The following is a 25658-nucleotide window of genomic DNA, read 5'->3' as shown; positions in this document are numbered from 1 at the left end:
GCAAGACTGTGGTTTGACTCAAATGCTCTCGACAGACTGTGGCCCGCTTGCGCAAGGTCGCACGCTGACGTGCTGCCGGTCATACGTCTGGCCGTGCGCGAGCAGTGCCCAGGCGGTGCGGGCCATCTTGTTGGCCAGTGCGACGATAACGACGTTCACCGGGCGCCGCTTCAGGAGCTCCTCGACCCACTCAGGGCGCTGTTTCGAACGGGTCACGACGATGCGCGCGCCGTGTATGAACAGCTTGCGCAGATAGGGGTCACCACGTTTGCTGATGTGGCCCAGGCGGATCTTGCCGCCGCTGCCAGTTTGCGCAGGCACCAGGCCCAGACTGGCAGCAAAGGTTCGTCCAGAGTGGAACGCGTCGGGCGAGCCCATCACGCCAACCGTCGCGGTGGCTGTCAAGGGGCCGATACCGTTGATGGTCGCGAGGGTCTGCGCGTCGGGATTGGCTTTCATCCAGTTGAGGTTTTCGCGCTCGGCCTCGGCGATGTCCGTCTCCAGTTGCCGTAGGTGCGCCATCTGGCGCTGCAGGGCGCGCCAGATGAGCGGCGGTACCGTCTGCTCAATCTCGGCGATGCGTGCGCGCAGTTCGTTCATCAGTGCCTTGCGGCCGTAGCGGAAGTGCAGGCCGTATTCGCCGAGCAGGCCGCGGATCTGGTTGACCTGGCGCGTGCGGGTGTCGACGAGTCCGGAGCGGATCCGGTGCAGACTCAGGATGGCCTGCTGCGCTTCGCTCTTGATCGCCACAGTGCGCATGCCCGGTTGCTGGGCGGCTGTCCAGATCGCCCGTGCATCTGCTGCATCGGTCTTGTTGGTCTGGACAAAGGGGCGCACGTATTTGGCGTGTAACAGGATGGCCTGGTGCCCGAGGCTGACGATCTTGCGGGCCCACCAGTGAGCACCGCTACATGCCTCCAGTGCCACACGGCCTGGCTCCCGCTTGCCCAGAAAGCGGATGAGCTGGTCGCGGCTGAAGCGGCGGTTGAAGACCTCGCCCGATTCCGGGTCCACCCAGTAAAGCTGGAACACGGACTTTGCAATGTCCAGCCCGTATGTCGTAGCATTCATTTGGGCTCTCCTTACCTCAAGTGACTGGCTGAACTTTCACTTTGGCACGTCGATGCCGTTGGTCAAGCGGGAGCCCCGCACCAACCCCCAAGACCCGGTTCAACGGATTTTGAGATCTGGCCACTCAGATATCGATGTCGTCGCGAGAATTTCCGTTAAGGGTTGCGTCGCAGGTTGTCCACGGGCGGGCGGCGGGTCGCCTCTCTCGACCATGACGACCGCCCGACGGTGGGCAACCCGCATGGCGGGGCTATAGCGCCGGGGTCAATCCAACCTGCGCAGTGGGGCGCTCAATGTTTCCCGAAGAGAGGGGACGTGTTCATTCCATCTCCCCCCCTCGACCTTCGGTCGCCGCTTGCGCGGAAAGGGGAAGGATTCCTACGGCGCTACGCATGAGAAACCTCACGCGCAATCGCTTTGGCGGGTTCCTGCTTCGTCGAGCGGCCCAAGTGCACCGGCTCTCCACAGGCTGCGGCGCTATGTCCTCGCGCCAGAATGTTGATCGCGCCGACGACGTCGGCATGATTCTCGTAGCCGCATTCGACACAGAGAAACTCCGCCTGCGTGGTGCGGTTGTCGGCCGAGACGTGGCCGCAGCACGGGCACGTCTGGCTTGTATGCTGCGGCGGCACGGCGATGAGCCAGCCGCCCTGCCAGTCGAGCTTGTAGTCCAGCTGCCGCCGGAACTCGCACCAGCCCTGGTCGAGGATCGACTTGTTCAGGCCGGATTTGGCCCGAACGTTCCTGCCCGGCAACTCGACGCTGCCCGCCGCCGACTTCGACATGTTGCGCACCTTCAGGTCTTCGATACTCACGAACGCGTGGTTTTTGCTGATCGTGGCCGTGGCCTTGTGAAGGTAGTCGCGGCGTGCATTGGCGATGTGGGCGTGAATACGCGCGATGCGCGCTTTCTGCTTTTTCCAGTTGCTGCTGAATTTGACCTTTCGGCTCATGGAGCGCCGGGCGCGCGCCAGACGTTTCTCGTGCCGCCTGAAACTGTTGAGCGCCTCAAGGTGCGAACCGTCGGAGAACGTGGCAAAACGCGCAATGCCCACGTCGATGCCGATGGCCGACGTCGCCCGCGGAACGGGCTGCGCGATCTCGCGCCGCGTCTGGATCGAAATGAACCACTTGCCGGCCGAGTGGCTGACGGTGACGTTGCGCAGTTCGCCCGGCACGACGCGGCTCTTGCGATAGCGTATCCAGCCGAGCTTGGGCAGGAAGATCCGGCCATTACCCTGATCGAGCCTGATCTGCTTCGGATCGGGGTAGCGAAAGCTGTCGTGCTGGCCGCGCCTCCTGAACTGCGGGAACGCCGCGCGCTTCTCGAAGAAGTTGCGATACGCGCGCTCCATGTCCTTGAGGGCATGTTGCAGCGGATGGACTGGGGCATCCCGGAGCCAGGGCGTTTCATCGCCGTTGCGCCACCCGGTCAGGTGCCTTGCCATCGTCACATAGCCGATGAATTTGCCACCTGCCTCGTAGTTCTCCTTTTGCACCGTCAGTGCCTTGTTGTAGACGAAACGACACGCACCGGCAGTCCGACGCATGAAGCGCAGGTGTTCACCGTTGGGCATCAGTTCGAATTTGAAGGCCTGGAGTCGTTGCATAGAAGTAATCGTATCAGCATTGACGTGTTGTCAAGGACGCCTTCGGCGTCCGCGCTATCCTTCCTCGCCGTAAACGACGAGGTTTGCCGCGCATTTGATCAACTACTTCTTTCTTGCCGCGCCAGGTCTGACGTGCGGGTGCTGCAAAAATTTGTTCATGTAAGGGGTAAGACCTATTATGGGTTTCGGTAGACCAACGCTGGTTTCCCTCATAGCGCGCTTCCTACCCGTGGTGGGTCGCCTGCGAACGCAGGTCCTTCAATGAGTCGACTCGTCGTTCAGTCGAGAGCGGGAGGACGAGATGGTGCGCCTCACAAGAAATTCGACCGATCAGATCCAGCGTCTGCTGGGCCTCGCAATATTGCTGGTGTCCTTGATCTTCGATGTAGCGCTTGCGACTACCCCCGGGAAATCGGAGGCGCAGGTCGTGTCCGGTCCCGGTCCGACGATATCATGCAAGCCTCCTTTTATCACTCGACCGCAGCCAACGCTTCCCAAAGGCTTCACCGAACAGATTCTCTTCAGCGGCTGCCTCAACCAGCCGACCGCGCTGAGCTTCAGTGCAGACATGACACTCGCGTTCGTTGCTGAAAAGGGTGGCAAGGTCTGGAAATGCGATCTGTCGGCGTCAACGTGCACGCAACTGGCCGACCTCAGCAGTGAAGTCTGCAACGACGCGGACCGAGGGCTTCTCGGGCTCGCGGTCGACCCGCTGAACGCACAAAACGTCTACGTGCTTTATACGACGCCTTCCCCGGGGGTGGTCTGTACCGGAAACGTTGTTGCTGTTACAGGCGGGCAGCTGTCCCGCTTGTCGTCGGCAAATGGGACGGTGACTGAAACCAAAATCCTTCCGTCCAGCACGGCGTCCAGTCAGCCATGGTGCTTTTACTACACGTCTCATAGCATCGGCGGGTTGGCTTTCGGCTCCGACAATACGACGTTGTATGTCAGCGCGGGCGATGGCGCGAGTTTCAACACGGTCGACTACGGTCAACTGGATACCGCTTGCGGTGACGGCATGAACCTCCCGCAGGGTGCGTTTCGCAGTCAGCAGCTCAATGGACAACCCTACGAAGATGGAGTGATTCTCGCCGTCACTAATTTGAGCGCTGCGACTCCGAGCATAGCGGTCGTGTCAAAAGGGTTGCGCAATCCTTTCCGGTTTGCGGTCAATCCCGTCAACCACGATTTGTACATTGGCAATGTAGGCTGGAACACGTGGGAGGCTATCGATCATCTGAGCAATGCCGGGCAAAACTTTGGCTGGCCGTGCTTCGAAGGATGGGATCCGGGGACCGGCGCGGCGGCACCACAGCCGGAATATCAGAACCCGGCGAACACGGGGAACACAAGCTACTGTGCGAATATCAGCGCGTCTGCACCGTTTTTCGCGTATGCGCATGGAAGTTACGTCACGCCAGCCGACAGCAAGGCGAAGACGTGTGGCGGCAGGCCGTCGGGCGGCGGCCCGGATCAGAACGGCAGTGTCATATCGGCCATCGGGTTCACGGACGACAGCAGCACGACCTATCCGGCCATCTATAAAAACGCGCTGTACTTCGGCGATTACCTGCGCAGATGCATCTGGATGATTCAGATGCCGCCGCCGAGCAATACGTCCCTGCCACAGCCACAGGCGTTTGCGAAAGGCCTTCAGGGCGGAGCGGTGGACTTGAAGGGCGGTCCGAATGGCGATCTCTTTTACGTGGACCTGGTCACGAGCACCATTCGCAGAATCACGCATCAGTAGTTCGCGGGTACTGGGAAAACTCAGATGGAGCAAGTATCCATACCCATCCGGAAGGACGTGTACACGAAGCCGGCGCGGGGATCGATCGACAGCCATTGAACATCGCGCCGGCAACCCATATAAGTGGGCTCGCAAATGAGCCGCGCCACGCATGCCAGGCAGTGTTCCGTTCGGCTGATTTCGCGAACAAAACCTGTGTAGCTGACGCCCAGATCGCACGGATCAAAGGGGCCAGGCGCCCACTGAGACCAGTGAGCCCGTACGCGCCGGGTGGCCCCGCGCCGTTGGAACGGCTGCAATACTCCGGAATCTGACGGACGAGCTACGTGCATGATCGGCCATATCTGTGCCGCAGCTTCGTCAACACCGGAACGCTGATCCACGTGACTGGCGTCGAAATGATAAGCACATGGGTATGGGAGCGCGATCGTGAACATGGTTTCGAGGGCATGCTCGCCAAACGACTCGATTCGACATACCAGCGCGGACGTTCCCGCGACTGGTTTGGGATCATAGATGCGGATTACGACCCGACCTGAGCATCTATCGGCGGAGGTATTTCATCAGTGAACCTTGCGCCACGTGCGGCCGGGATATGTATCTGGTTCAGCTGAACAACTCCTGGCCTGGCGTGAGCTCAACGAACAGCGCCCACGACGCCAGGCGTCGTGAACCATCCTCTTGTCGCCTGAGCGATCCCGACTTCCAGGCGCCAAGGCAGCAAGTGCCTTACGAGTTCATCGAGTTTGACACACCGGGTCTTATACCCTAGGATAAAATTATAAGGTATAGGGAGCGGTGATATGGCCAACTTCCATAACGAAGCACTGCAAGCCCTGTATTCCTCTGTCACCGAACGGGCCAGTGCGCAGCCGATTATTCCGTTGCATTCTCCCGGTTCGGCAGCTCAAAAGACCGTCGACGGAAAAACCTACACCTACTGGAGGGTGTATCTCGCTTCGGGAAAGCACAGGGAAACCTCACTGGGCCGTACTGGCGAGCCGGCTGCCGACGCGGCGCTTGAGGCGAAAATGCTTGAGAGCGCGCAGATGCGCTCGCTCGCCGCCGACGCCCAGATTTTGCGTAAGGCAGGATTCGCTGCTGCCGACAATTCAGCAGCGCTAACCATCGCAACGCTCTTTAATGCCGGCATCTTCAGCCACGGCGGGGTGCTTGTCGGCTCTCACGCGTTTGGCGCGCTCCTGAACGGTCTCGGCGTTCGTCTGCCCGCGAACTACAGGACCGAGGACATCGACATCGAAAGCAGGGGCTCTATTACGATGGCGATCCCGGAAGACCGCAGCTTTCTCGACATCCTGTGTGACATCGGCATTCCCTTTCTTGAGGTGCCGGAACTGGATTCACGAAAGCCATCAACCTCGTTCAAGGCGCGAGGACAGCCCCTAAAGGTCGACCTGCTCGTGCCGGGTACCGAGGCGTATGAGACGAAAGCCCTGCCCCAGTTGCGCGCACACGCGACTGGGCTCCCCTACTTCGGGTATCTGGTCTCGAATCCGGCGCGCGGCTTCATCCTCGGGAAGGAACATGTCGTCCCGGTCATGCTGCCGGACCCCGCGAGGTTTGCTCTCCACAAGCTTGTCGTGAGCACACTTCGCGACCCGTCGCGCGCCCTTAAGGCGGAGAAGGACCAACGGCAAGCCGCAACGCTGATTGATGCACTGACGGAGCGGTTTCCAGACTGGTTGACGGCCGCTGCCAATGAACTGGAGAAGGCCGCACGTATACGCGTCAGGGCGGCGGCGGCCCAAACCCTAACTCTTGTACCCAATTTGTCAGAGCGTGCTCGGGACTTTCTGGCTGATTTGAGCGCAGAGACGTAGAACCGAAGAGGGCTCGTCAATACGCCCGTGCCATTGCGCCGATTGGCGCGCCGGACTGTGCGCCGGACGGTTCGTCTGCGGGATTCGATTTTGCCCCAAGGCGATATCGCGATGTGGTGCGCGGGCGTCAATGCGGCGAATATCGATATCGATCAGGTTGATCACCCGCGCCGGAGAACGCCCACTGCGATAGCCATCACTCCGGCAACAACGTAGTCAACACATTAACCGTCCGCGCAGTCGCGCCGCGATGTCTCGCAGCAAACGCCGATGCCGCCGCGCCCATCGCCGCGCGGCGCGGCTTGTCTTCGAACAGTTCGCGCAGCACGCGCGCGAGACCGGCGGGATCGTCGACCTGCACGCATGCACCCGCCGCCACGGCATCGGCTGTCGCCTGCGTGAAGTTGAACACGTGCGGCCCGATCAGCACGGGCACGCCGACGCCGCAAGCCTCGATCAGATTCTGCCCGCCCAACGGCAACAGGCTGCCGCCGATGAACGCCACGTCGGACGCCGCGTAATAAGCGCCCAGTTCGCCCATCGAATCGCCGAGCAGCACCTTCACGTCGCGCGGCAAGTTTTTCGCAGCGCCTTGGCCCGCAGCCACCGCCCCCTCAGGCGCCCACTCCGAACGGCGCACGCAACGCAACCCTTTCCTCTCGACGAGCGCCGCCACTTCGTTGAAGCGCTGCGGATGACGCGGCACGAGTATCAGCAGCGCGTCGTCGACACCGAGCGCCTCGAGCGCCTGCAACACCAGTTCCTCTTCGCCCTCGCGCGTGCTCGCCGCGACCCACACGGGACGCGCGCCGATGGCCGCGCGCCACGCATGTCCGCGCGCCGCGAGTTCGGGCGGCGTGTTCATGTCGAACTTCAGATTGCCGAGCACGGCCACGTTGCGCGCGCCCAGGGCGGAGAGCCGCGTCGCATCCGACGGACTCTGCGCGAGCACGCGCGCGAAGCCGCCGAACACGCCGCGCGTCGCGTTGCCGAACTTCGCCGCGCGCCGGTACGAGCGCTCCGACATTCGCGCGTTCGTCAGCACGAGCGGCACGTCCGCGCGACGGCATTCGTCGATCAGCGTCGGCCACACTTCCGTTTCCATCACGAGACCGACGGAGGGCCGCCAGGCCTTCAGAAAACGCCGCACGGCATGCGGCATGTCATACGGCAGATAGCAGCGCAGCACGCGGTCGCCGAAGATCTGCTCGCCCGTCGCGCGGCCACTCGGCGTCATGTGCGTGAGCAGGATGCGCGCATCGGGCCGCGCCTTGATGAGCGCGTCGATCAGCGGCTGCGCCGCGCGTGTCTCGCCCACCGACACGGCATGCACCCAGATCAGCGGCGTGTCGTCCTCGGGCACGCGGCCGCGCGCATAGCCGAAGCGCTCGCCGATATGCTCGCGATAGCCGCGCTCCTTGCGCGAGCGGATGAAAAGCCGCAACACCGCCAGCGGCGCGATCAGCCACCACAGCGCGTTATAGACGACCCTCAGCATCGGGCTTCCACGCGCGGCATGAACATGGCCGCGCACGAAGCGCCCGGCATCGCGTGAACGGGAGCAGGCGCGCCGTTCAAACCAGTGCCCTGCCCTTCAGGCGTTCAAGAATGCCGAGCGGCGCGCATTCCGGCTGCGCCATCGACTTGACGGGCAGGAAGAATGTCTGCTCCATCATGAACTGGCCGGACATCACCGCATGCGACGTCTGGTCCGAGAAGCACACCCACACGCTGCCGGGCGGAAACGGCATCGTCTCTTGCGGCGACGACTTCTGATACTCAAGATCGGCCTTCATTCCGTCGTGCAGGTTCAGCATCAGATGGTCGTACTCGCTGCGCGGCGACTTCGTCACGTGCACCAGATTCATCAGCCACGCGGAGCCCGGCATCTGCGGGCTGATGCGCGGCAGAAAGCGCTTCGCCATGTCCTCGAAAGGCTCGCCCACGCGCCACACGCGCGGCGTGCCGTTCGGATTGACGTTCGTGAACACGCGCAGGATGCGCTCGCCATAGTTGGGACGCGACGGGAACGCATCGACGTGCAGGCGGCTATCGTCCTTGCGCCACGACGTCTGACGCGTCTCCACCTGATGCAGGCGCAGGCTCGTCGGCGCGACGCGCAGCTTGCCGATGTACTCGGGAAAGAGTCCGTCGACGAGCGTTCGCGCATTCGACTGATAGCGCGCAATCAGCGCGCGCACGGCCGACTGCGTGACGGCGTCGCCGAGCACGCCATGCAGCGCGCCGCCGTTCGGTTCGAGGCTGATGTTCTTGCGCTTCGGATCGGCGAGCGCGGGATCGAGCAACGCTCGCTCGCCGCCGTCGATCGCAAATGCGAGGTTCGAAAAATACAGCACCTTGCCGCGCTCGACGCCGGCGAGCAGCGCCTCGCGTGGCACGGACAGGTTCTTGCCGTGCCAGTCGGCGCTTGCTACTTCGATGATCTGGGATTCGTTCATGATCGCCTTTCAAAGCGGATGGAACCGGGCGCGCGCAACGGCTAGCCACCATTGGGGCCGCGCCGTGTGCCCATGCCCTTCCTGCTGCGCATCGCGGCATCCGGCTGCCGTGCGGGACGCCCGCATGGAACGCAGGACACAACGGAGACGGTACGCGGCCACCAGGCATCGCCGCGCCGCATCAGAGCAGGCCAAACCCGGCCAGCGCGGATTTCACCTGCTGCAGCGTCGGCGGCTGGCCCGCCGTGCCGAGATTCACGACGTTCGGCGACCAGTAGCCGCCCGTACGCCATGAAGTGGCGAAATTGTACAACTCGACCGTTGGCCGCTTCAGCGCGGCTGCGATGTGAACGAGACCTGTATCAACCCCGACGGTAGCCGCGGCGCCCTCGATCAGACCGACCACGGCCGGCAGCGACAGTTTCGGCGGCACGATCGCGGCCGCGCCGAATTCCTTCGCGAGACGCTCGCTCGTCGCGCGCTCGTCGTCGCTGCCCCACGGCAGCACGATCGACGCGCCGCGCCGCACCAGCGACTGCCCCAGCTCGATCCACGCGGCATCGGGCCACTGCTTGTCGGCGCGCGATGTCGCATGCACGAAAACCACATAAGGCACGGGCAGATTCAGTTGCGCTTCGGAGAGCGCGAGCGTCGCGCGGCGCGTGTCGAGGCCGAAGTCGATCTCGTCGGTGGGCTGCGGCGCGGGATCGCCGAGCGCCGCGGCCACCAGTTGGCGCGTGCGTTCGACGACATGCGTGCGCGGCTCGATGGGGACGCGCCGGTCGTAGAAGAAGCGCACGGGCCACTCGTAGCCCGCGCCGTCCGTGCGATTGCCCAGGCCGACGAGCGGCCCGCGCGCCATCTTCGCGACCCACGCGGTCTTGATGAGCCCCTGGCAGTCGATCACGAGATCGTAGTTTTCGGCCGCGAGCGCGCGGCGGAATGCGCCGATCTCGCGCCAGTTGTCGACGGAGAGGATGCGCTTGCGCCAGCGCCGCAGCGATACCGGGATCGCGCGCCGCACGCCGTGCACCAGTTCCACCAGCTTGACGAAGCTCTCTTCGACGAGCCAGTCGATCTGCGCGTCAGGATGGCGGCGGCGAATGTCGGCGATGACGGGCATGTTGTGAACGACGTCGCCCAGCGACGACACTCTCACGATCAGTATCTTTTGCGCGCTCAAGAAAGGGAGAACGCCGGCTGATCCGGCGTGAAGATGCTCGAAAGGACGCAATTTTAGCGCGCTCTATGGGGGCGCGCGGATTCTGGGTGCTGGTTTGCTTTTTGGGTCTGCGTCGCTGGTTTGCTTTGGTTACCCGCCTTCGCGTTGGCATCTGCAATGCGATTCGCTATCACTGGCATCCGCAGTGCGCCTACGGGCACCGGATTCGGGTGACAGGCGATCCGGCCGAAGCGCAGTTCGTTCAGGCGATCACGGTTTCGCGATGAAACCTTGAACACGCTCGATCAACCAGGCAGGGGGTTTCGAGCTCTGACCCGCACGGACCCGGCAGGTATGTGCGTGACTCGCAACACGACTCGCGAGCCCGCGCGGACCAGACATGGCGAGCGGGTTGTGCTCGTAAAAATTGAGGAGCTTGACTGCAGAACAACTCCACGCAAACCGATGGACAAATCCACCGTTGACGAGCTGAGAAGCGTGCTTTTGACGCTCCCGCGACCCGCGCAGCGCCGAGTACAGGGTAGGGTGCGCTCCATTTTGAGCCTGCGCTTGGGAGGATTCCCGATGACAAATCCCCTACAAACTCGGCACAGCACAGGCTGACGCGTATCTCGCCGGTCAGCACGAAGGGCATCGAATCTGGCACACGCTGCAGGGTGACCGCGAGGTTTGAATGGCCGCCGAGCAGATGGTGCGCCCCGGGAAAATGAAAGAGGCGGCTGACACCGGCTCCCGTATGACTGACGCGATATCGAATCAATCTCCCGCACGACCTTCACGAAGCCGCGCACCCCGGAGCTTTCGAATTTTTCTGTGCAGCGGCTCGGAGCGAACGTCGTTGCGGTGGCTGCAAAGACGGACCAGCTGCACGCCGGCTTTCAGCGCTTGATGGCGAGATAAGCTCGGCTAACTGCCGGACGGCAATGTACGCAGAGACGACTAGCAAGCCAAGCAGCCGGCCTGTCCCGCACTTCAAGCCGCCTTATCGATCGCCCTGATTCTTTTGACAGAGTTTGCCGCTGGACTGAGTTGGTGCCTCGGTCGCACGTATAAAAGTACCGGAACCCTGCAGCGAGCGCGATCTCGCAGTAGTCGTCGTCGTAATAGCCTTGCGGCCAGCAAAGATGGTCCGATACATCGCCGAGCCGCTGACGAAGCGTCGTACGTGCTTTCGCCAGATCGCCGCGCAGACGTTCCCGTTTTTCTTCACGATCTTCCGTCAGCCGATCCCAGCGAACATGCGTGTGCGTGTGGCTGTGGAACTCGAACGTACCAGCGCGCCGCATCGCCTCGATTTCGGACCAGCGCAGGATCGCGTCATCGGCGCGACCTTGCTCGATGGCTGATTCACCTTCCTCGTGACTAAGCAGGCGCGGCAGCGCGGTGATGTCGCTACCCCCCGCGTTAGGCCGCGGCGCGCCCCCGCCGGGCCACGCGCTTACAAGGAAGCACAACGCGTTGAAGCCATGCCGCTGCAAAATAGGATGCGCATGCACCCAGTTGTCGAGATACCCGTCGTCGAACGTGATGACGACCGACTTCGGCCGCACCGGCGCTCCCGCCAGGTAATCCGCGAACTGGCGTCCGCTCAACGTCCGGTAGCCAAGCTGCGCAAGGCATGCAATCTGGTCGGCGAAATGCTGGGGCGTAACCGTGATCATGCCGGGCGACGTACTGACGTGGTGATACATCAGCACCGGAACCGCGCGCGCAACGCGCTTCATGGCACCTGCTCCAGTCCAGCCAGTTTCGGATGGTAGTTTCGTTCGGTGAGGCATCGGCGGTAAAACGCGATCGTTTGATCTGCCATCTGCGCGACCGTAAAGCGCCCGATGATACGGCGCGCCTGCGCCCCAAGGCGCGCGCCCAGCGCGCGATCGTCGAGCAGCCGCACAATTGCCGCCCTTAGCGAGGCAGGATCTTTCGGAGGAACCAGCAACCCGTTGACGCTATCCTCGATCAGTTCCGGCACGCCGTCGACGCGCGTGCCGATCACGGGCAAGCCCCGCGACATGGCCTCAATGAACGACTGCCCGAGCGCTTCCTGATGAGTCGGCAGCACGAAAAAATCGCTGCCGCGCAGCACATTCGGCACGTCCGGACGCAAACCGAGCAGATGGATCCGGCCACTCAGGCCCAACGCTTCGATACGGCTTCGAATTCGGTCAAAGCTCGGTCCGTCGCCAGCCATGACCAGATGCAGATTGGGCCGGCTTGTCAACAGCGGCCGCGCCGCTTCAATCAGATCGTCGTGGCCTTTCTGGTCTCGCATCATCGCGACCATGCAGCCGATCACCGCGTCGGCACCAAGGCCGAGTTCGCTGCGCAACGTCGATTCGATCCGCTGCTCGGGCTCGGGAATGCCGTCATAAATGGTCGTAATCCGGTCATGATCGACACCGACCGAGACCAGATATTGGTGCACGTACGAACTGACGGCGATCACGCGGTGCGGAATCCACCGGTATGTCGCCAGCGACGTGACCGGCAACGCCAGATGCCGCGTCCTGACGACGAGCGGTGTACCGGCGGAGCGAGCCGCGAGCCCGGCGACGAGGGTGTCGTGACCGCTGTGCGTGTTGACCACGTCGAACGCACGGCGGTTCACCAGTGACCGGATCGCCATCATTGACGGGACGTCGCCTCCGGTTCTCATGGGAGCGTGGTGCACGGAAAAGCCGTCAGCCGCCGCGCGCCGGCCGATCTCCGCCCTTGCCGGGCAGACCAGTTCAACGGTATGCCCCCGTTCTCGCAGTGCGACCATCTCCTTTAGTGTGCGAATCTCCTGACCGCCCCATCCTGCTGAAGATTCGCTGTGCAAAACATTCATGCGCCGATCCGGCCTCGAAATATATTTGTAAGAAACTGAATTTGCGGGTAAAAGCTCTCGTAATATACATTAATAATTTTGTCAGATTCTGTAACTTTTTGACCTTCGTTGCTGGGGGAACACCCTGCCGCTGCAGACGGTAGAACCGGGATGCGAGCCGTCTGCCGCCAAGTGAATCACCGGAAGCCTTTGCACGGCTTATTCTGTTCCCCGCTGGCTTTCGAACACCCGCCCAGCGCAGGCATGATGATCGTATAAGTCCCGAAAGCTGCCGCTAAACTGGTCCTGCGAAGCGGATGCGGAGCGATGTGAAGGCAGCGATTTATTCGAGTACCGCGCTCGGCATGGGTTTGCTCACGGCCTCGCCCCCGGCCACTGATCGCACGCTGAACCGCCCCAAATTCTAGTGACGGCCGACGGCGTGCGTGATTCGCGAGGGACGTTCTAGGCTGACCCGACGTTCGAATGTTCCGTCCGTCGCGTCAACGAATGGCTTCAGGTGGCCCGACCTGCCTACCATTTCGGTAGTGAACGAACCCCAATCCGTCATCACCACAACCGGCCGCTGTGCTCTGCCATGGTTGCGTGCATACGTTCTCTGCCGTCGTCTCGCAGCTTATGTTCATGGCCAACGGACTGCTTAATGCCTCACCTGCTTCATACGGCCCGCGACATCGAATATCCCTGTGCCCTTTGCGGCAAACATATGTAGGCGTTCGCGCCGCACAGGACAACCTCGCTCCGCGACTTGCCTACACAGTGCGGACGTTACCCTGTGTGGTAAGGCAACCTACATTCTTTACCACAGGGGGCGGCGAAACGTTAGATACGGATAGCTGTCGTGGGGTGAAGCGGGTGAGATATTTAGCCGGTGCGTTCGCAACGGACATGGACCAGAAAGTTGCCGTGCGAAGTACGGGGACGTTGAGAGCCGGTGGTAGACGTCAAGCGCTGGCGGCGTGAGCCCGCTTTCTTTCCTTACTTTCTTTGCGGCGGCCGCAAAGAAATCAAGTGCCGCCCCGCACAGGCGTGACCTGGCGCCGGTAGGCGCAACGCGGATGCCAGCGATAAGCAAAGCAAACCGCAGCACACCCGCATCGCAGACAAACAAAAATAAAATCAGAACGGCAATTTCGCGTCCGCCTTCTCCGCGAGAATCACGCGGCGGAAATCTTCCTGGATGCGCTTGAGCGCCGCGTCGTTGTCGGCTTCGAAGCGCATCACGACCACAGGCGTCGTGTTCGACGAACGCGCGAGGCCAAAGCCGTCCGGATACTCGACACGCAGACCGTCGATCGTCACGACCTGATCGGCGTCCGGGAACTTTGCGCTCTTCTGCAGACGCGCGATCAGCTCGAAGTTTTCGCCTTCCTGCAGCTTCAGTTGCAGTTCCGGCGTCGAGTGCGAATTCGGCAGGCTGTTAAGCAGCGTGCTCGGGTCCTGCACGCGCGCAAGTATTTCCAGCAGACGCGCGCCCGTGTACAGGCCGTCGTCGAAGCCGTACCAGCGGTCCTTGAAGAACACGTGGCCGCTCATTTCGCCCGCGAGCGGCGCGCCCGTTTCACGCAGCTTGGCCTTCACGAGCGAGTGGCCCGTCTTCCACATCAGCGGCTCGCCGCCCTTGTCCTTCACCCACTTCGCGAGATTGCGCGTGCACTTCACGTCGTAGATGATCTGCGCGCCCTTGTTGCGCGAGAGCACTTCTTCGGCGAAAAGCATCAGCTGGCGGTCCGGATAGATGATCTGGCCATCCTTCGTGACGACGCCCAGGCGGTCGCCGTCGCCGTCGAACGCGAAGCCGATTTCGGCGTCCGTTTCCTTCAGCGCGCGGATCACGTCCTGCAGATTTTCCGGGTGTGCAGGGTCCGGATGGTGATTCGGGAAGTTGCCGTCGATATCCGTGAACAGCTCGACCAGTTCACAACCGAGCGCCTTGAAGAGGCGTGGCGCGAGACCGCCCGCGACGCCGTTGCCCGTATCGACGACGATCTTCAGCGGCCGCGCGAGCTTGATGTCGCTGACGATGCGCTCGACGTACGCATCGGCGATGTCGAAGTCCTGATAACTGCCGCTGCCGCTCTCGAAGCGGTTTTCGGTGATGCGCTTGTAGAGCGCCTGGATCTGGTCGCCGTAGATGGCAGCGCCGCGCAACACCATCTTGAAGCCGTTGTAGTCGGGCGGATTGTGGCTGCCCGTCACGACGATGCAGGAATCGACGCGGCGTTCGCCGCCCGCGAGCTTGAACGGAACGCTGGCCGCGAAGTAGCCGACGGGCGTGGGCACCATGCCGACGTTCACCACATCGACACCTGCCGCGCGCAGGCCATCGGACAGCGCCTGGATCAGTTCGGGCCCAGAGAGGCGGCCGTCACGCGCGACGACAACGGCATCGCCACCCTGCGCGCGCACTTCGCTGCCGAAGGCGCGGCCAATCGAACGGGCGGTCTCGGCATCGAGCGTCTTGCCGATCACTCCGCGGATGTCATATGCCTTGAATATGGATTGCGAGATCATGGATTGGCTCACTTACGTGCAATGGAAATATGTTCGACACGGCGTGGTCATGACGCTGTGCCTTGCCGGAAGCGGTCCGGATACGACTTATGATTGACGCTTTTCAGCGACGCGTCATTGCTCCATTCTAATGCCTGGATGCCCCGCGCTCACCAGGTTGCCGCATCGCACGATCGGCTGGGGACGCCAAAATACCGACAATTCGCACCATTCGTGCCCGCAGACGGACGCCATGACGGATGCCGGCGCTTAAGCGTTTCGCGGATTCCGACGTCACGCGCGCTGCCGTAAGTCTCTTTTCAGTTCGGTCTGCACGCGCCAGGCAAGCATCACCGCCTATTGGCATGTTTGGTGATCCGCTTCTGTGTGTTTGGGCACGGACAAATCACGTGCATCCTGCCAGCCGAATACTTCCGTCATCCCCGATGTCCTGCGGTAAGAGGTTCGCGTGCCTCGCGCGCAATACGTCGAGGAGCCCATCAAAAGCGCGACCCACGGTGTGCGATGTCGCGTGGCGGCGAAGGACCGGCAAGACCTGATCGATGCGGCGCGATAAGACGCGAAACGTCGAACTCCCCGCCATCGTACTCAGCGCATAGCGGTTGACCTGTCGCTCGGGGGACGGTTGAACAACGGTTACGCAATCGCCTGGACGACATTCACGCCGCGCCCGAAGATACCGCTTGACGTGCCCCATGCGATTGACATTTAATCAGCGCACCGTTCGCTCACGTGACGAGCATCGACCCATCCAGCCCCTTCTTGGGGGTTTGGGGGTGTATTTGCCAAAAAAAGTGAAATCCTGCTCAAGGCAGTCGGCATTCACTCTTGCCCGGTTCTCTTCAAGACAGACTTCATTCTTACCGTGCCTGCCTTCCGTTGGGATCGCTCAACCGGAATGGGCATTAGCTCGCACCGCTGAAATAGACGCAGCCGCCAACCGCAAAGAAGCAGCCGATGCTCGAGACAGTACCCAGGTGCTCGGCAGCATCATGCGGCCCCTCCCTGTAGATCCAGCCCGAGAACAGTCAGGGCAGGTTGTCACGGGGCGGCACTATGGAGCGATTTCGAGGGCGGCGTAATGGCGCCCCCACTTGCACCGTAAAGGAGCCACTTGATGGGCGGCGCATACGCGCCAGCAGCATCGGAGCCAGACCGCGATTCTAACTTTCCAGGTCGGGTCAGCAACGCGTCGAGAGGGACTAAACCGATTCAACATATGAAAAGAGACATGTTTTTGGGTAGCTTTCCGAGCGCCGATGCGTGAATGCGTGATTTAGTTTGCAACTACAAAACACTGTGCTAACGTACCGGCTGTTGTAGCGTCTCTGACGCATCGATAGAACGCCTCGGGCACGGCTCCCGTAGTCCGTCTGGCGAAAACATCTTCCTGGCTGCCACTCGCAGCACACCACCATGAAACGCACGCGGCTTAATCTGCGCGTGCCCCCTGCTTGCGCTCGCAACGAGCGCGGATCCTTCAAGCACGTTCTCTTCATCTGCTCAACGGTCGTGCGGCTTTTCGCGCGGAATGCACTTTTTCGCGCGAAAGCAGCACACGTCACTTCTGCCTGTGAGAAGGGGCCTATCCGAAGGCATGCGTTGCTTCCCGGTGCGACCGGGATCATCCGCATGCCCCGATTGTCCGCTTGCGGACGGTCGTAGGCTTTCTTTTCGTCTTGAACCGGTCGACCTCATCGATCGCTTCGGTCTGCGACGCGCCGCTCTGGCGCACATCAATCCTTTCACACGCCATCAAGCGCGATCCCGGTGTGACGTGCTCACCCGAGAATCCGCCCACCTCGTGCTCGCCCTCACGCGAGCCGTCATTGCCCACGTGCTGCATGCACGCAAATACGGTTGAACATCGAACGCGCCGCCATGCGACGCGCGGTCTTCAATCCGCTCCGGGCTCTCTCTCTCTTCCAAGTGCGCAGACCCTTCCACCGGTGCCATCCGGGGACCCACAGCTAAACCGCCTCTGCCCATCTCCTTGTACTCCCGCATGCCAGCAGATCAACGTCGCACCCTCGTTGAACCTGCCCGTTTCACTCACGTGTCCTCTTTGGACACACCGCCATCGCAACCGATGGCAACAGGGTGCCCTCATTCGCGCTCTCCGCCCGCGCATGAGGTCAGGTACAGGCGGAACAACCAGCCACAGGAAAGGAGTGCTATGGGTCGAAGATCAAGAGGCGTTAACCATGCCGCCCAGATGAGCCGCGAAGCCGGCGGAAGCAAAGACTCGCAGAAACATCGTCGCTTGCACTGGAGCGAGTTTTCGCGTTTCGCGGCCCGGATTGGTCACACGCTGGAAGCAGTCAACGAAGCGGAAGACTGGATGCTCGAGTTTTTTGTCTGGTTCCTGGTTGCCGGGGCGATGAAGCCTGGCACGCTCGCAAACTATCGAGCGTCGCTCTCAGTGATACAGGATACGGCCGGGCAGGATATGTCCGGCTCAACCCGCAGCCGGGCCCTCAAGCTTGAGCGACGAAACCGGCATGGCAAACATCGTGCTCGCACGCCGCAGGAGTTCAGCGAACTGCTCGCCGCGGCACAAAAGCTCGATGACGGTGTCGTGCACGTGATTCGCCTGATGCGTTGGCTGGGACTTCGCATGCGCGAAGCACTCATGTGCGGCAAGTCGCTGGAAACCTGGCGAGATCTGATCCTGCAGGGAAATCGACGCTTGCCCATCGAACGCGGCGCCAAGAACGGACGTCCGCGTCGTACCGAGGTGCTTGTGGATCACGTTGAGGAAACGCTCGACGCAATCAACGCAGCGCTGGCGTTCTGCCGCGGTCGCGACTTTGAACTGATCACCGGCTGCAACGATGACCTCAAAAGCGCAAAGGCCCGCCTGAAGTCTCGCTTTGACCAATTACCGATGCGCAAAGAGCTCGGAAGTCACAGCCTGAGATTTACCTATGCGGTCGATTTTGCCAATGCCGCACTCGATCGCGGGATGCCGCCCGTCGAGGTACTGACCGAACTATCGGACCGCCTTGGGCACGGTCCGTCACGCGGGAAGATGATCCTCGACGTTTACTGTTGGCAGATCCGGCACCGGTTTCCCGAAAAGATCCAGTTACCCAGCGACTTCGTACCTTTGAAGAAAACAGACGAAAGAAACCGCTCATTGCCTGCAATGGCCAGCGCGGGCGACCGGGTGGAGCTGGGAAATGGTGCCGAACATAGGCGTCGGCGGCCGGCGCGCCGACGCCGCGCCCAGACGAATTACGCGGGGTTTCAGCGTAAGCGCAATTTTCAATAATTAGCATTACACATCGACCAGCCGCCCACCACGATCCATCTGTCTAAAGGAGGTAAAAGAAGTGTTGGAATCCCGACTCTCAGAGGAAGCGCGCATTGCGCTATCCCGGTACAGCAGCGACAAAGCAGCCCAGACACTGCTGCCTTTATGGCTCCAGTTCGAAGCTTTTTTGCAATCGCGCGGCACGTTGCCATCTTCGATCTCTGACATTCCGGAGGAATCGCTGCGCGCGTACGCGACGTTTCTCGACTACCGGGATTGGCACGTCGATGATGCCCTGATCGCCCTGAGCGCCGTCCTTCTCGTGTGCCTGCACGCGAGCTACAACGTCAAGGTTTTGCGCTCCATCGTAATCCCGCGCATTCGTCGCCCCGTCCAGAATCGCCAATGGGATGCATTCCGCTTACGAACGTATCAACCACTCGAATACTCGCAACTCGCCCGAAGTCGCAGACGCCGGGCCAGGCACGAGGCGTCTGCCAGCGATCCAGCTCGCATCGAAGACTCCGTCACGTAAGAAGCAACGCGCTTGACCATTCCATACTCCACTAACTAATAACTCTTGCAGGAACAACAATGACTCATCTGATTGTGGCTCACTTTCAAAGCTCGAACAGCGCAGCGCAAGCATCGGCGGCGCAAATCCTTCACGCACAGACGGGAGGTTTGCTCCTGAAACCCGGCACGCTTGATGGACACGGTGAACACGTGAACAACAACCAGCGTCTGACAGAAAGCGAAAATGCGCTTCAGGATCATTACTGCACCATGATGACTTCCCCGCGCGGAGGCATCATAGACGTCTCGACCGAGCATCGGGCCGCCATGATTGCGTTTATCCAGTTGAGGCGTCACGTGCTTACCGAACTGAAAACGATCATTGTCTCAGTGTCCCCGGATACTGCGTCACAGCAGGCTGCCGTAGAAACGCTTACCGCGATTTGCGCGTCGGGCGTGGCGCCGGCCGGCATCCGGATTCTCGCTACCGACGTCCCGGCGGACGCTCGTGTTGACGATGTCTGCCCGTCAGTCGTTGAATACGCCCGTGAAGCCCAAATCACGGTAACGCCGGATGGAGTGCTGCCCGTGTCAACATCTTTCGCGAAGGCTCAACAATTCAGGATGCCGATTGCCGCTGTCCTGAACCGCGCGGTCGATTTCGAAACGGAATTGGTCTCGGCGCGGGTCAATGGTGCGCCCGAGAAAATCATGCATGCGCTCGCTCATAAGGTAATCGCCCAGCGCGATCTGCTGGGCACTGCGGATACGTTCAAACGCGTTGCCGGCACACTCGGACTTCCGTGCATTTCGCAGGACGAGTGGCGTGCCGAATGCGCGCCAACTACGAACCGTAAGCGCGCGAAGACAGTGACGTTCGATTAAGGGCTTTTAATACGCCTTCGGGTAACGAAGCCACTGCAAGGCGGGTGACGGCTCCCCGGCATGAATGCCGGGGCTTCCTCAAGGCCGAGGGGATCTTTTTCCTGCGTCACCGCAGACTGCCCGTTGAACCGCTTACGCAGCCAACAGGTCTTGTGTCCGCTCCATCCGATGTTCTGGACGAGGGCTTTCGCCCTCGCAGGCATGCGCCGACTGCGCGCCGGTCGAGTTCGATACCTTGCCGCCTGACCAGCGCGACACGTTTGCTGGTCCTCACAGCTTTGTACTCGCCGCGTCGCAGCCGCCCAATGCCTCTCGTCTGATGTTGCAGGTGGCATTGTCATAGGCGTGCACCTCGAAACCACAGCAAACAAACCGCGCACCGTCCCGATTGTCAGGATGAATTGTGCCCGCACCGCGACAATCAATCATGTTGATCCGCCGGCTGTGCTCCGTTGCTAACTCAATCAGTGACCGTCACGGTGGTGGAGACGGCGATTGATGTTTTCGAGTTGAGGTCCATTAATGTCGCAGATACCGAGTAATTCCCGGTGGGGTCATTCTTGGCAACTCTTATCGCCAAGCGAGAGTCTCCTAACTCCACAATGCCTGGTTTTGGCGCGACGCGCTGCCACACGTTGTATGGGCCTATGTCTTGAACGGTTCCATCGGGTCCGGCAAGTCGGTATCGGACACTTACGTTGCACGTGCCCGCCGCGTTTGGCGTGCACCCAGAGAACAAGAGCATGGCGCTCACAGATTTCCCTCTCTGCATACTCTTCGTGGTCTGCAGATTCGGGCGTTGCGCATGGCTGTTCCATGCTCGCATAAACGCTGCTTCGTCTGCGGTTAGTACGAGCATCACACCGAACGCAACGAAACTTTTGGCATCTTGCCTGTCCGCAATCGGTTTCCCGTTTTGATCTATCCATCCCGCCATTGACGGCACCGCGTATGAGACCAGAACCAATATATGCAGCCGTGTCAAATGTTTAAGCCAGACGCACCAACCGCTTCCGATGCGAATATACCAACGTGAATTTCTTGGATCTGCAGACATTGAGTTCCCCGTCCTTATCTGATACCGGGTGGCGCGCTAGATTAATAGCTTCGGCCTTGCCATTTTTTAATAGTTAGGCCCACGCCGCAGCAACGAAGACTCGCGCGAGGTGCGCTTCGCTTCATTCGCTGTGGTCAACTCATGGTGGGGTCAACTCATAGTGGGACTTGCGCCCACAAGATTGCGTCCATGCTGGGCGCACCCAAAGTAAAGATCCGGCGATTTACCGGATCTTTCGCTCAATTAGAACTACCGATCGTCCTGACACCACAGTTCTTTTGTGTACCTATAGCCCAAAGTTCTGTTTGCCGCGTCTTAGCGCTATCTCGTGCAGCGTTTTCTTCGAGGACGTTACCGATGCCGAAATCACCCAGAAAAGAAAGGATTGAACGTCCGTCAAACCCACTCTCATCATCGATATGCTGAACAAAGCCGTTCACTTTGGCTTGCTCAAGAGCGATTTCCCTGCAGTTCATTGTGGATTTCTCGAATTGGGTTAATTCACCCTCTCTTCCGTAATGCTTGGTCGCGCAGCCCGAAAGAACGACGCCAATCGTGAGCACTAGAACATATCGAATATTCACGTATCCCCCGTTCAAGTTGATATTCAATTCACACATGACTAAGACTTTGGTTTACTGTTTGCGCCTATGCGTACTGCCGACGATTAGGCCGGAGCCGATCGTATCTCAAGAACAAACTTCTCAATGTTAGGTAAAGCACATAAAGACAAACATGTGGCAGCGCTCCCAGCGACCGACTCAAGATTACCCCGATTCGACTGGCCGAAGAGGGTCGAGCCTGTGTGAAAACGCGTTGATCGCCTAGACTGGATCAACGCATTGAGACCGGGTGGCTCATCAAGCGATTCGCGAAGGTGATGACCGCAAGCAGGTTGCACTGCTCCCCGATGCGTCGATGACTACATCGGGGAGGACAATCCGGTCAGGGTCATAGATGTCTGCGTGGACGAGTTGGAGCTTGAGGATCTCGGTTTCGCCGGAACTCTACAGGTATCTCAACCGTGCTCAGTCCGACCGGCGCCTTGAGCGTGAATGCCAGGCAATGTCGGACTGATGTGGGCTGACGGGACGTCTCGTGCGGGACTTCAAGATGATCGCCGATTTCCGCCGCGACACAACGGCGCGGCCATTCGAAACGTATGCCGGCGTTTCGTCGAACTGTGTCGAGGACTCAAGCTGCTGTCCAGTGACATGGTGGCAATCGATGGCAGCAGGACAGCGGACCGGACGAGTCCAACAGGTTTCGACATGAAGACCGTGCGACTGTGCTAAAGGCCCGATGCTCGCTCAGCGACTATCGCCGTATCCGACGATGGGAGCACGAAGGAACACTGGAAGCCATGCAACGTCGGCCGGACCGGAAGCCCGATGCAATGACCGCCCGTCCGAAGCACTGTCGAGCATGTCTCCGGCACGCTCAAGCACTGGATGTGACTCGCACATTTCCTGACCAGGACACTTGCGCGAGTGAGCACAGAGATGAGCCTTCAGGTGCTGTTGGCTGGAAGCTAAGCCCCCGAGGGGCTTGCCGCCGTTCATGATGCCAGATTGGCGCCGGCTCCATCTGCTGAAGTCGCCTGAGCTGACCCGGACCAGACCACAACCAGGCCAGCCTCTCATACATACCAACCCGGTATTTCTCGCCAGCACCGGCCACAGCATGACAGCTTTGTCATCGATGCGGGCACGCGAGAGAGCGCAAGGCAATCGCAACGTCCTCGAGCGTAACGGTACTTGAGCCGTCACGCAGATACCGAAGGGCAGCAAGATCAAGGATTCGTTTCAATACCGCGTCCGTATCCGAGAGAAAACGGTCCTGCAATGCGTTGGCTATACAGTCAGTGGTGTGGCGAGAGATTGGGAAGGTGTCGCCTGACATCGTTCTCAGTTTCGTACGGACATAGGAAGCGATCCAGGTGTCCCGTCCGTCGGCGCATCCCACCACGCACGCGCGGCAATTGTAGCCACGCTCCGCTCGCCCGAACCCTTTCTCCTGGGATGCGGCAATCGTGTGTTTCCGGGCACATTGCTGTTCGCGTGGTTCGTGCGCAAGCGTCTCCATACTGCATTGGCATGCTGCACACATGGGACCCTGGCCACGCTGGCACGTCGGTGCTTCATCACTCGTCATCTCAGCTCTCCTGGTTAATGAGGTCAGCGATCGCCTCTTTCCGGAGGACATTCGCCAAACCAGTCTCCTCCCGAAATTGCAAAGTCAAGTCGCGCCAGTGGACATCGTCAGGGCGCCCATGGAGGTTCAAGTCAAAAGACTGCGAGCGTGACGCCCAGACAAGACGGACTACGCGCGGACGATCTCCAGTGACGGCCTACGGCCATCGAATTGAGAGACAAAGGTGCGCGTCGGGAACCCGCATCGCATTGAAGCGCGACGCGTTGCCTCCTCTCCTCCCCTCTCGCAGTAATGGCACGGCAACCGTTCCGTTCGCGGATAATGCGCTGCCGCTCGCCGGCTCCTTTCCGAGCGCACGCCATCCAGGACCCAGCGCGCTGTCACGACGCCAAACACACCCGTCGAAATCAAAGCACGGCAGTGAGCGAGCCGGCCACCAGACCGCTGAGGAGCGATAGCGTGCCGCGCTAGAGCTTGTCCCACTGCCGCCGCAGCAGCAAAGGAAGTGCAACCGTACAGGAAGTGGATGAACTGCGCGCCATCAGAAAAGGGGCGATAAGGCGTATTGGTGATCTTCAGCGCGGCGACGACGATCGCCACAGCGATCAGCACCCGGTTAGCCCGAACTTTGAGTAACTGAAACATTGCGGAGCTAGACATGGCGCGGTTTCGCGCCATTTTTTGTGTCTTAAATGTTCCCATGTAAATTGGCGATTTTTATCAATTTATGACTTGATTTGGTGACCTGATCTCCTATGCTTTAGCCCATGTATATCGAGACCGTCCCGAACCGAAACTCGCCGCCCGCGATCTTGCTGCGTGAGGGCTATCGCGAAGGTGGCAAGATCGTCAAACGCACCCTGGCCAATCTGTCGCATTGGGATCCGCAACTCGTCGAGCATTTCCGCATCCTGCTCAAGGGCGGTGTCGCCGTGGAATCTCCCCAGGCGCTGATGCACATTGAGCGCTCGCTGCCGCATGGCCATGTGGCTGCCGTGCTCGGCATCGCCCGGCGTTGCGGCCTGGCCAGGTTGGTCGACGCGGCACCGGCTCCCGTGCGCTCGCTGGTGCTGGCCCTGGTGGTGGCGCGGGTGCTGGAGCCCGGCTCCAAGCTCGCCACATGGCGCAGCTTGCAGCCCGAGTCAGCCACCCATTCGCTGTCGCAGGTGCTGGGGCTTGAGGCGTTCGAGGCCGAGCGCCTCTACGCGGCGCTGGACTGGCTCGGCGAGGCGCAACCGCGGATCGAGCGCACGCTGGCGACCAGACATCTGGGCGACGGCGTACTGGTGCTGTATGACCTCACCTCGACGTGGGTCACCGGTCGACACTGTGCGCTTGCCCACTACGGCTATTCGCGCGATGGCAAACGCGATGACCCGCAGATCGTGTTTGGCCTGCTGTGCGCAGCGGACGGGTGTCCGGTGGCGGTCGAAGTGTTTGCCGGTAACACCGCGGATCCGGCCACGCTTGGCGCACAGATCGACAAGCTCAAGAAGCGCTTTGGTCTGTCACAGGTGGTGTGGGTGGGCGATCGCGGCATGATCACCAGTGCGCGCATCGAGCAGGTGCTGCGCCCGGCCGGAATGAGCTGGATCACCGCACTGCGCTCGCCGCAGATTGCCGAGTTGATCGAGGAGCGCGGTCCGTGGCAGCCCTCGCTGTTCGATGAGCGCGGGCTCATCGCAGTGAACAGCGCCCGTTATCCGGGTGAGCGGCTCGTGGTGTGCCGCAACCCGGTGCTCGCTGAGGAGCGTGCCCGCAAGCGCGTCGAGTTGCTCGCGGCGACCGAAGCGGAACTGGCCGCGATTGCGCAGGCTACCGCACGCCCGCGTAATCGGCTGCGCGGCCAGGACAAGATTGGCTTGCGCGTGGGGCGCGTGATCGAGCGCTACCGGATGGCCAAGCACTTCGAGCTGAACATCACCGACACGAGTTTGACGTTCAGCCGCAAGCAGGCGCAGATCGATGCCGAGGCCGCGCTCGACGGTCTCTACGTGCTGCGCACCAACGTACCGGGTGATCAGCTCTCTGACGTCCAGACGGTCCTGGCCTACAAGCGGCTGGCGCATGTCGAGCGGGCCTTCCGCTCGATGAAGACGGTCGATCTGCACGTGCGACCGATCTATCACTTCAGCGAATCGCGCGTGCGCGCACACGTGTTTCTATGCATGCTGGCGTACTACGTCGAGTGGCATCTGCGCGAGGCACTCAAGCCGCTCCTGCACGACGACGAAGAACTGCAGGGGCGACGGGATCAGCGTGCTAACCCGGTGATGCCAACGCCGCGCTCGCAGACGGCCAATGCCAAAGCCGCGCGCCATCGTACTGATGACGACCTGCCGGTGCACAGCCTGCATTCATTGCTGCAAGATCTCGCCACGTTGACCTATAACGTCACGTCCACACCCGTCAATCCGCAGGCCAGGATCATCATCACCACTCGTCCCACGCCGTTGCAGGCCAAAGCCTTTGCGCTACTCGGCATCGATCCCGGCTGTTCCCAGTAGCGAACCCCTCTCGCTCGAAAAT

General features: G+C 61.0%; 16 protein-coding genes and 2 pseudogenes. 9 read left to right on the top strand and 9 right to left on the bottom strand.

Features of this window, described 5'->3' with window-relative positions:
• Positions 1–18: 18 nt before the first annotated feature.
• Both BN2476_RS35930 and BN2476_RS35925 read right to left on the bottom strand, forming a co-directional pair.
• Positions 19–1071, bottom strand: a complete 1053-nt coding sequence (locus BN2476_RS35930) for an IS110 family RNA-guided transposase (RefSeq protein ID WP_087738939.1) — start codon at positions 1069–1071, stop codon at positions 19–21.
• A gap of 386 nt (positions 1072–1457) precedes the next feature.
• Complete coding sequence (locus tag BN2476_RS35925; RefSeq protein ID WP_087738938.1) at positions 1458–2681, bottom strand: RNA-guided endonuclease InsQ/TnpB family protein; 1224 nt, start codon at positions 2679–2681, stop codon at positions 1458–1460.
• A 301-nt stretch (positions 2682–2982) separates the two neighbouring features.
• On the opposite strand from BN2476_RS35925, the gene BN2476_RS35920 reads away from it, so the two are divergent.
• The 3 genes from BN2476_RS35920 (at position 2983) to BN2476_RS35910 (ending at position 6275) form a co-directional block, all read left to right on the top strand.
• The gene (locus BN2476_RS35920) at positions 2983–4434 is read left to right on the top strand and encodes a PQQ-dependent sugar dehydrogenase (protein ID WP_087738937.1); all 1452 of its coding nucleotides are present in this window, start codon (positions 2983–2985) and stop codon (positions 4432–4434) included.
• Between the two features lie 326 nt (positions 4435–4760).
• A complete protein-coding gene (locus BN2476_RS47780; protein ID WP_087738936.1) occupies positions 4761–4973 on the top strand; it encodes a hypothetical protein in 213 nt (70 codons plus the stop codon).
• A gap of 264 nt (positions 4974–5237) precedes the next feature.
• Positions 5238–6275: a GSU2403 family nucleotidyltransferase fold protein gene (locus tag BN2476_RS35910; protein ID WP_087738935.1), complete on the top strand. Its 1038-nt coding sequence runs from the start codon at positions 5238–5240 to the stop codon at positions 6273–6275.
• 196 nt (positions 6276–6471) lie between these two features.
• Here BN2476_RS35910 and waaA read toward each other — a convergent pair whose 3' ends face one another.
• From waaA to BN2476_RS35880, 6 genes are all read right to left on the bottom strand, one after another.
• Complete coding sequence (gene waaA / locus BN2476_RS35905) at positions 6472–7773, bottom strand: lipid IV(A) 3-deoxy-D-manno-octulosonic acid transferase (protein WP_087738934.1); 1302 nt, start codon at positions 7771–7773, stop codon at positions 6472–6474.
• Positions 7774–7849: 76 nt separating this feature from the next.
• Entirely contained in the window at positions 7850–8734 is an 885-nt protein-coding gene (gene kdoO, locus BN2476_RS35900; RefSeq protein WP_087738933.1) for a Kdo hydroxylase KdoO, read from the bottom strand.
• A gap of 181 nt (positions 8735–8915) precedes the next feature.
• A complete protein-coding gene (gene waaC, locus BN2476_RS35895) occupies positions 8916–9968 on the bottom strand; it encodes a lipopolysaccharide heptosyltransferase I (protein WP_438942926.1) in 1053 nt (350 codons plus the stop codon).
• An 827-nt stretch (positions 9969–10795) separates the two neighbouring features.
• Positions 10796–11641 (bottom strand): polysaccharide deacetylase family protein, encoded by an 846-nt coding sequence (locus BN2476_RS35890; RefSeq protein ID WP_087738931.1) that lies wholly within the window; start codon positions 11639–11641, stop codon positions 10796–10798.
• A complete protein-coding gene (locus BN2476_RS35885) occupies positions 11638–12747 on the bottom strand; it encodes a glycosyltransferase family 4 protein (RefSeq protein ID WP_087738930.1) in 1110 nt (369 codons plus the stop codon). Before BN2476_RS35885 ends, BN2476_RS35890 begins: the two co-directional genes overlap by 4 nt.
• A gap of 1119 nt (positions 12748–13866) precedes the next feature.
• Entirely contained in the window at positions 13867–15261 is a 1395-nt protein-coding gene (locus BN2476_RS35880; protein ID WP_087738929.1) for a phosphomannomutase/phosphoglucomutase, read from the bottom strand.
• 2215 nt (positions 15262–17476) lie between these two features.
• Between BN2476_RS35880 and BN2476_RS35870 the strand changes: the two genes are divergently transcribed.
• From BN2476_RS35870 to BN2476_RS35860, 3 genes are all read left to right on the top strand, one after another.
• Positions 17477–18535, top strand: a complete 1059-nt coding sequence (locus BN2476_RS35870) for an integrase domain-containing protein (RefSeq protein ID WP_235851110.1) — start codon at positions 17477–17479, stop codon at positions 18533–18535.
• 61 nt (positions 18536–18596) lie between these two features.
• Positions 18597–19052: a hypothetical protein gene (locus BN2476_RS35865; protein ID WP_087738926.1), complete on the top strand. Its 456-nt coding sequence runs from the start codon at positions 18597–18599 to the stop codon at positions 19050–19052.
• A 59-nt stretch (positions 19053–19111) separates the two neighbouring features.
• Positions 19112–19918, top strand: a complete 807-nt coding sequence (locus BN2476_RS35860; protein ID WP_087738925.1) for a hypothetical protein — start codon at positions 19112–19114, stop codon at positions 19916–19918.
• 1296 nt (positions 19919–21214) lie between these two features.
• Here the strand turns inward: BN2476_RS35860 and BN2476_RS35850 are convergent.
• Entirely contained in the window at positions 21215–21538 is a 324-nt protein-coding gene (locus BN2476_RS35850; RefSeq protein ID WP_235851109.1) for a hypothetical protein, read from the bottom strand.
• A 304-nt stretch (positions 21539–21842) separates the two neighbouring features.
• On the opposite strand from BN2476_RS35850, the pseudogene BN2476_RS49980 reads away from it, so the two are divergent.
• The 3 genes and pseudogenes from BN2476_RS49980 to BN2476_RS35835 form a co-directional block, all read left to right on the top strand.
• Positions 21843–22213, top strand: a pseudogene (locus BN2476_RS49980) (transposase); the annotation flags it as partial.
• Positions 22214–22266: 53 nt separating this feature from the next.
• Positions 22267–22510: pseudogene (locus BN2476_RS49975) on the top strand (IS5/IS1182 family transposase); the annotation flags it as partial.
• A gap of 1386 nt (positions 22511–23896) precedes the next feature.
• A complete protein-coding gene (locus BN2476_RS35835) occupies positions 23897–25636 on the top strand; it encodes an IS1634 family transposase (RefSeq protein WP_087738922.1) in 1740 nt (579 codons plus the stop codon).
• The last annotated feature ends 22 nt before the right edge of the window (positions 25637–25658 follow it).

The organism is Paraburkholderia piptadeniae (assembly GCF_900007165.1).
GTDB classification, from domain to species: Bacteria; Pseudomonadota; Gammaproteobacteria; order Burkholderiales; family Burkholderiaceae; genus Paraburkholderia; species Paraburkholderia piptadeniae.
The sequence above is the reverse complement of the archived record's forward strand: the minus strand, read 5'-3'. Positions and strand labels throughout refer to the sequence as shown.

What these genes read in the sequence shown, in the direction of transcription:
- BN2476_RS35930 (WP_087738939.1), bottom strand. Translation starts at nt 1,071, where the DNA reads ATGAATGCTACGACATACGGGCTGGACATTGCAAAGTCCGTGTTCCAG.
- BN2476_RS35925 (WP_087738938.1), bottom strand. Translation starts at nt 2,681, where the DNA reads ATGCAACGACTCCAGGCCTTCAAATTCGAACTGATGCCCAACGGTGAA.
- BN2476_RS35920 (WP_087738937.1), top strand. Translation starts at nt 2,983, where the DNA reads ATGGTGCGCCTCACAAGAAATTCGACCGATCAGATCCAGCGTCTGCTG.
- BN2476_RS35910 (WP_087738935.1), top strand. Translation starts at nt 5,238, where the DNA reads ATGGCCAACTTCCATAACGAAGCACTGCAAGCCCTGTATTCCTCTGTC.
- waaA (WP_087738934.1), bottom strand. Translation starts at nt 7,773, where the DNA reads ATGCTGAGGGTCGTCTATAACGCGCTGTGGTGGCTGATCGCGCCGCTG.
- kdoO (WP_087738933.1), bottom strand. Translation starts at nt 8,734, where the DNA reads ATGAACGAATCCCAGATCATCGAAGTAGCAAGCGCCGACTGGCACGGC.
- BN2476_RS35890 (WP_087738931.1), bottom strand. Translation starts at nt 11,641, where the DNA reads ATGAAGCGCGTTGCGCGCGCGGTTCCGGTGCTGATGTATCACCACGTC.
- BN2476_RS35885 (WP_087738930.1), bottom strand. Translation starts at nt 12,747, where the DNA reads ATGAATGTTTTGCACAGCGAATCTTCAGCAGGATGGGGCGGTCAGGAG.
- BN2476_RS35880 (WP_087738929.1), bottom strand. Translation starts at nt 15,261, where the DNA reads ATGATCTCGCAATCCATATTCAAGGCATATGACATCCGCGGAGTGATC.
- BN2476_RS35870 (WP_235851110.1), top strand. Translation starts at nt 17,477, where the DNA reads ATGAGCCGCGAAGCCGGCGGAAGCAAAGACTCGCAGAAACATCGTCGC.
- BN2476_RS35860 (WP_087738925.1), top strand. Translation starts at nt 19,112, where the DNA reads ATGACTCATCTGATTGTGGCTCACTTTCAAAGCTCGAACAGCGCAGCG.
- BN2476_RS35835 (WP_087738922.1), top strand. Translation starts at nt 23,897, where the DNA reads ATGTATATCGAGACCGTCCCGAACCGAAACTCGCCGCCCGCGATCTTG.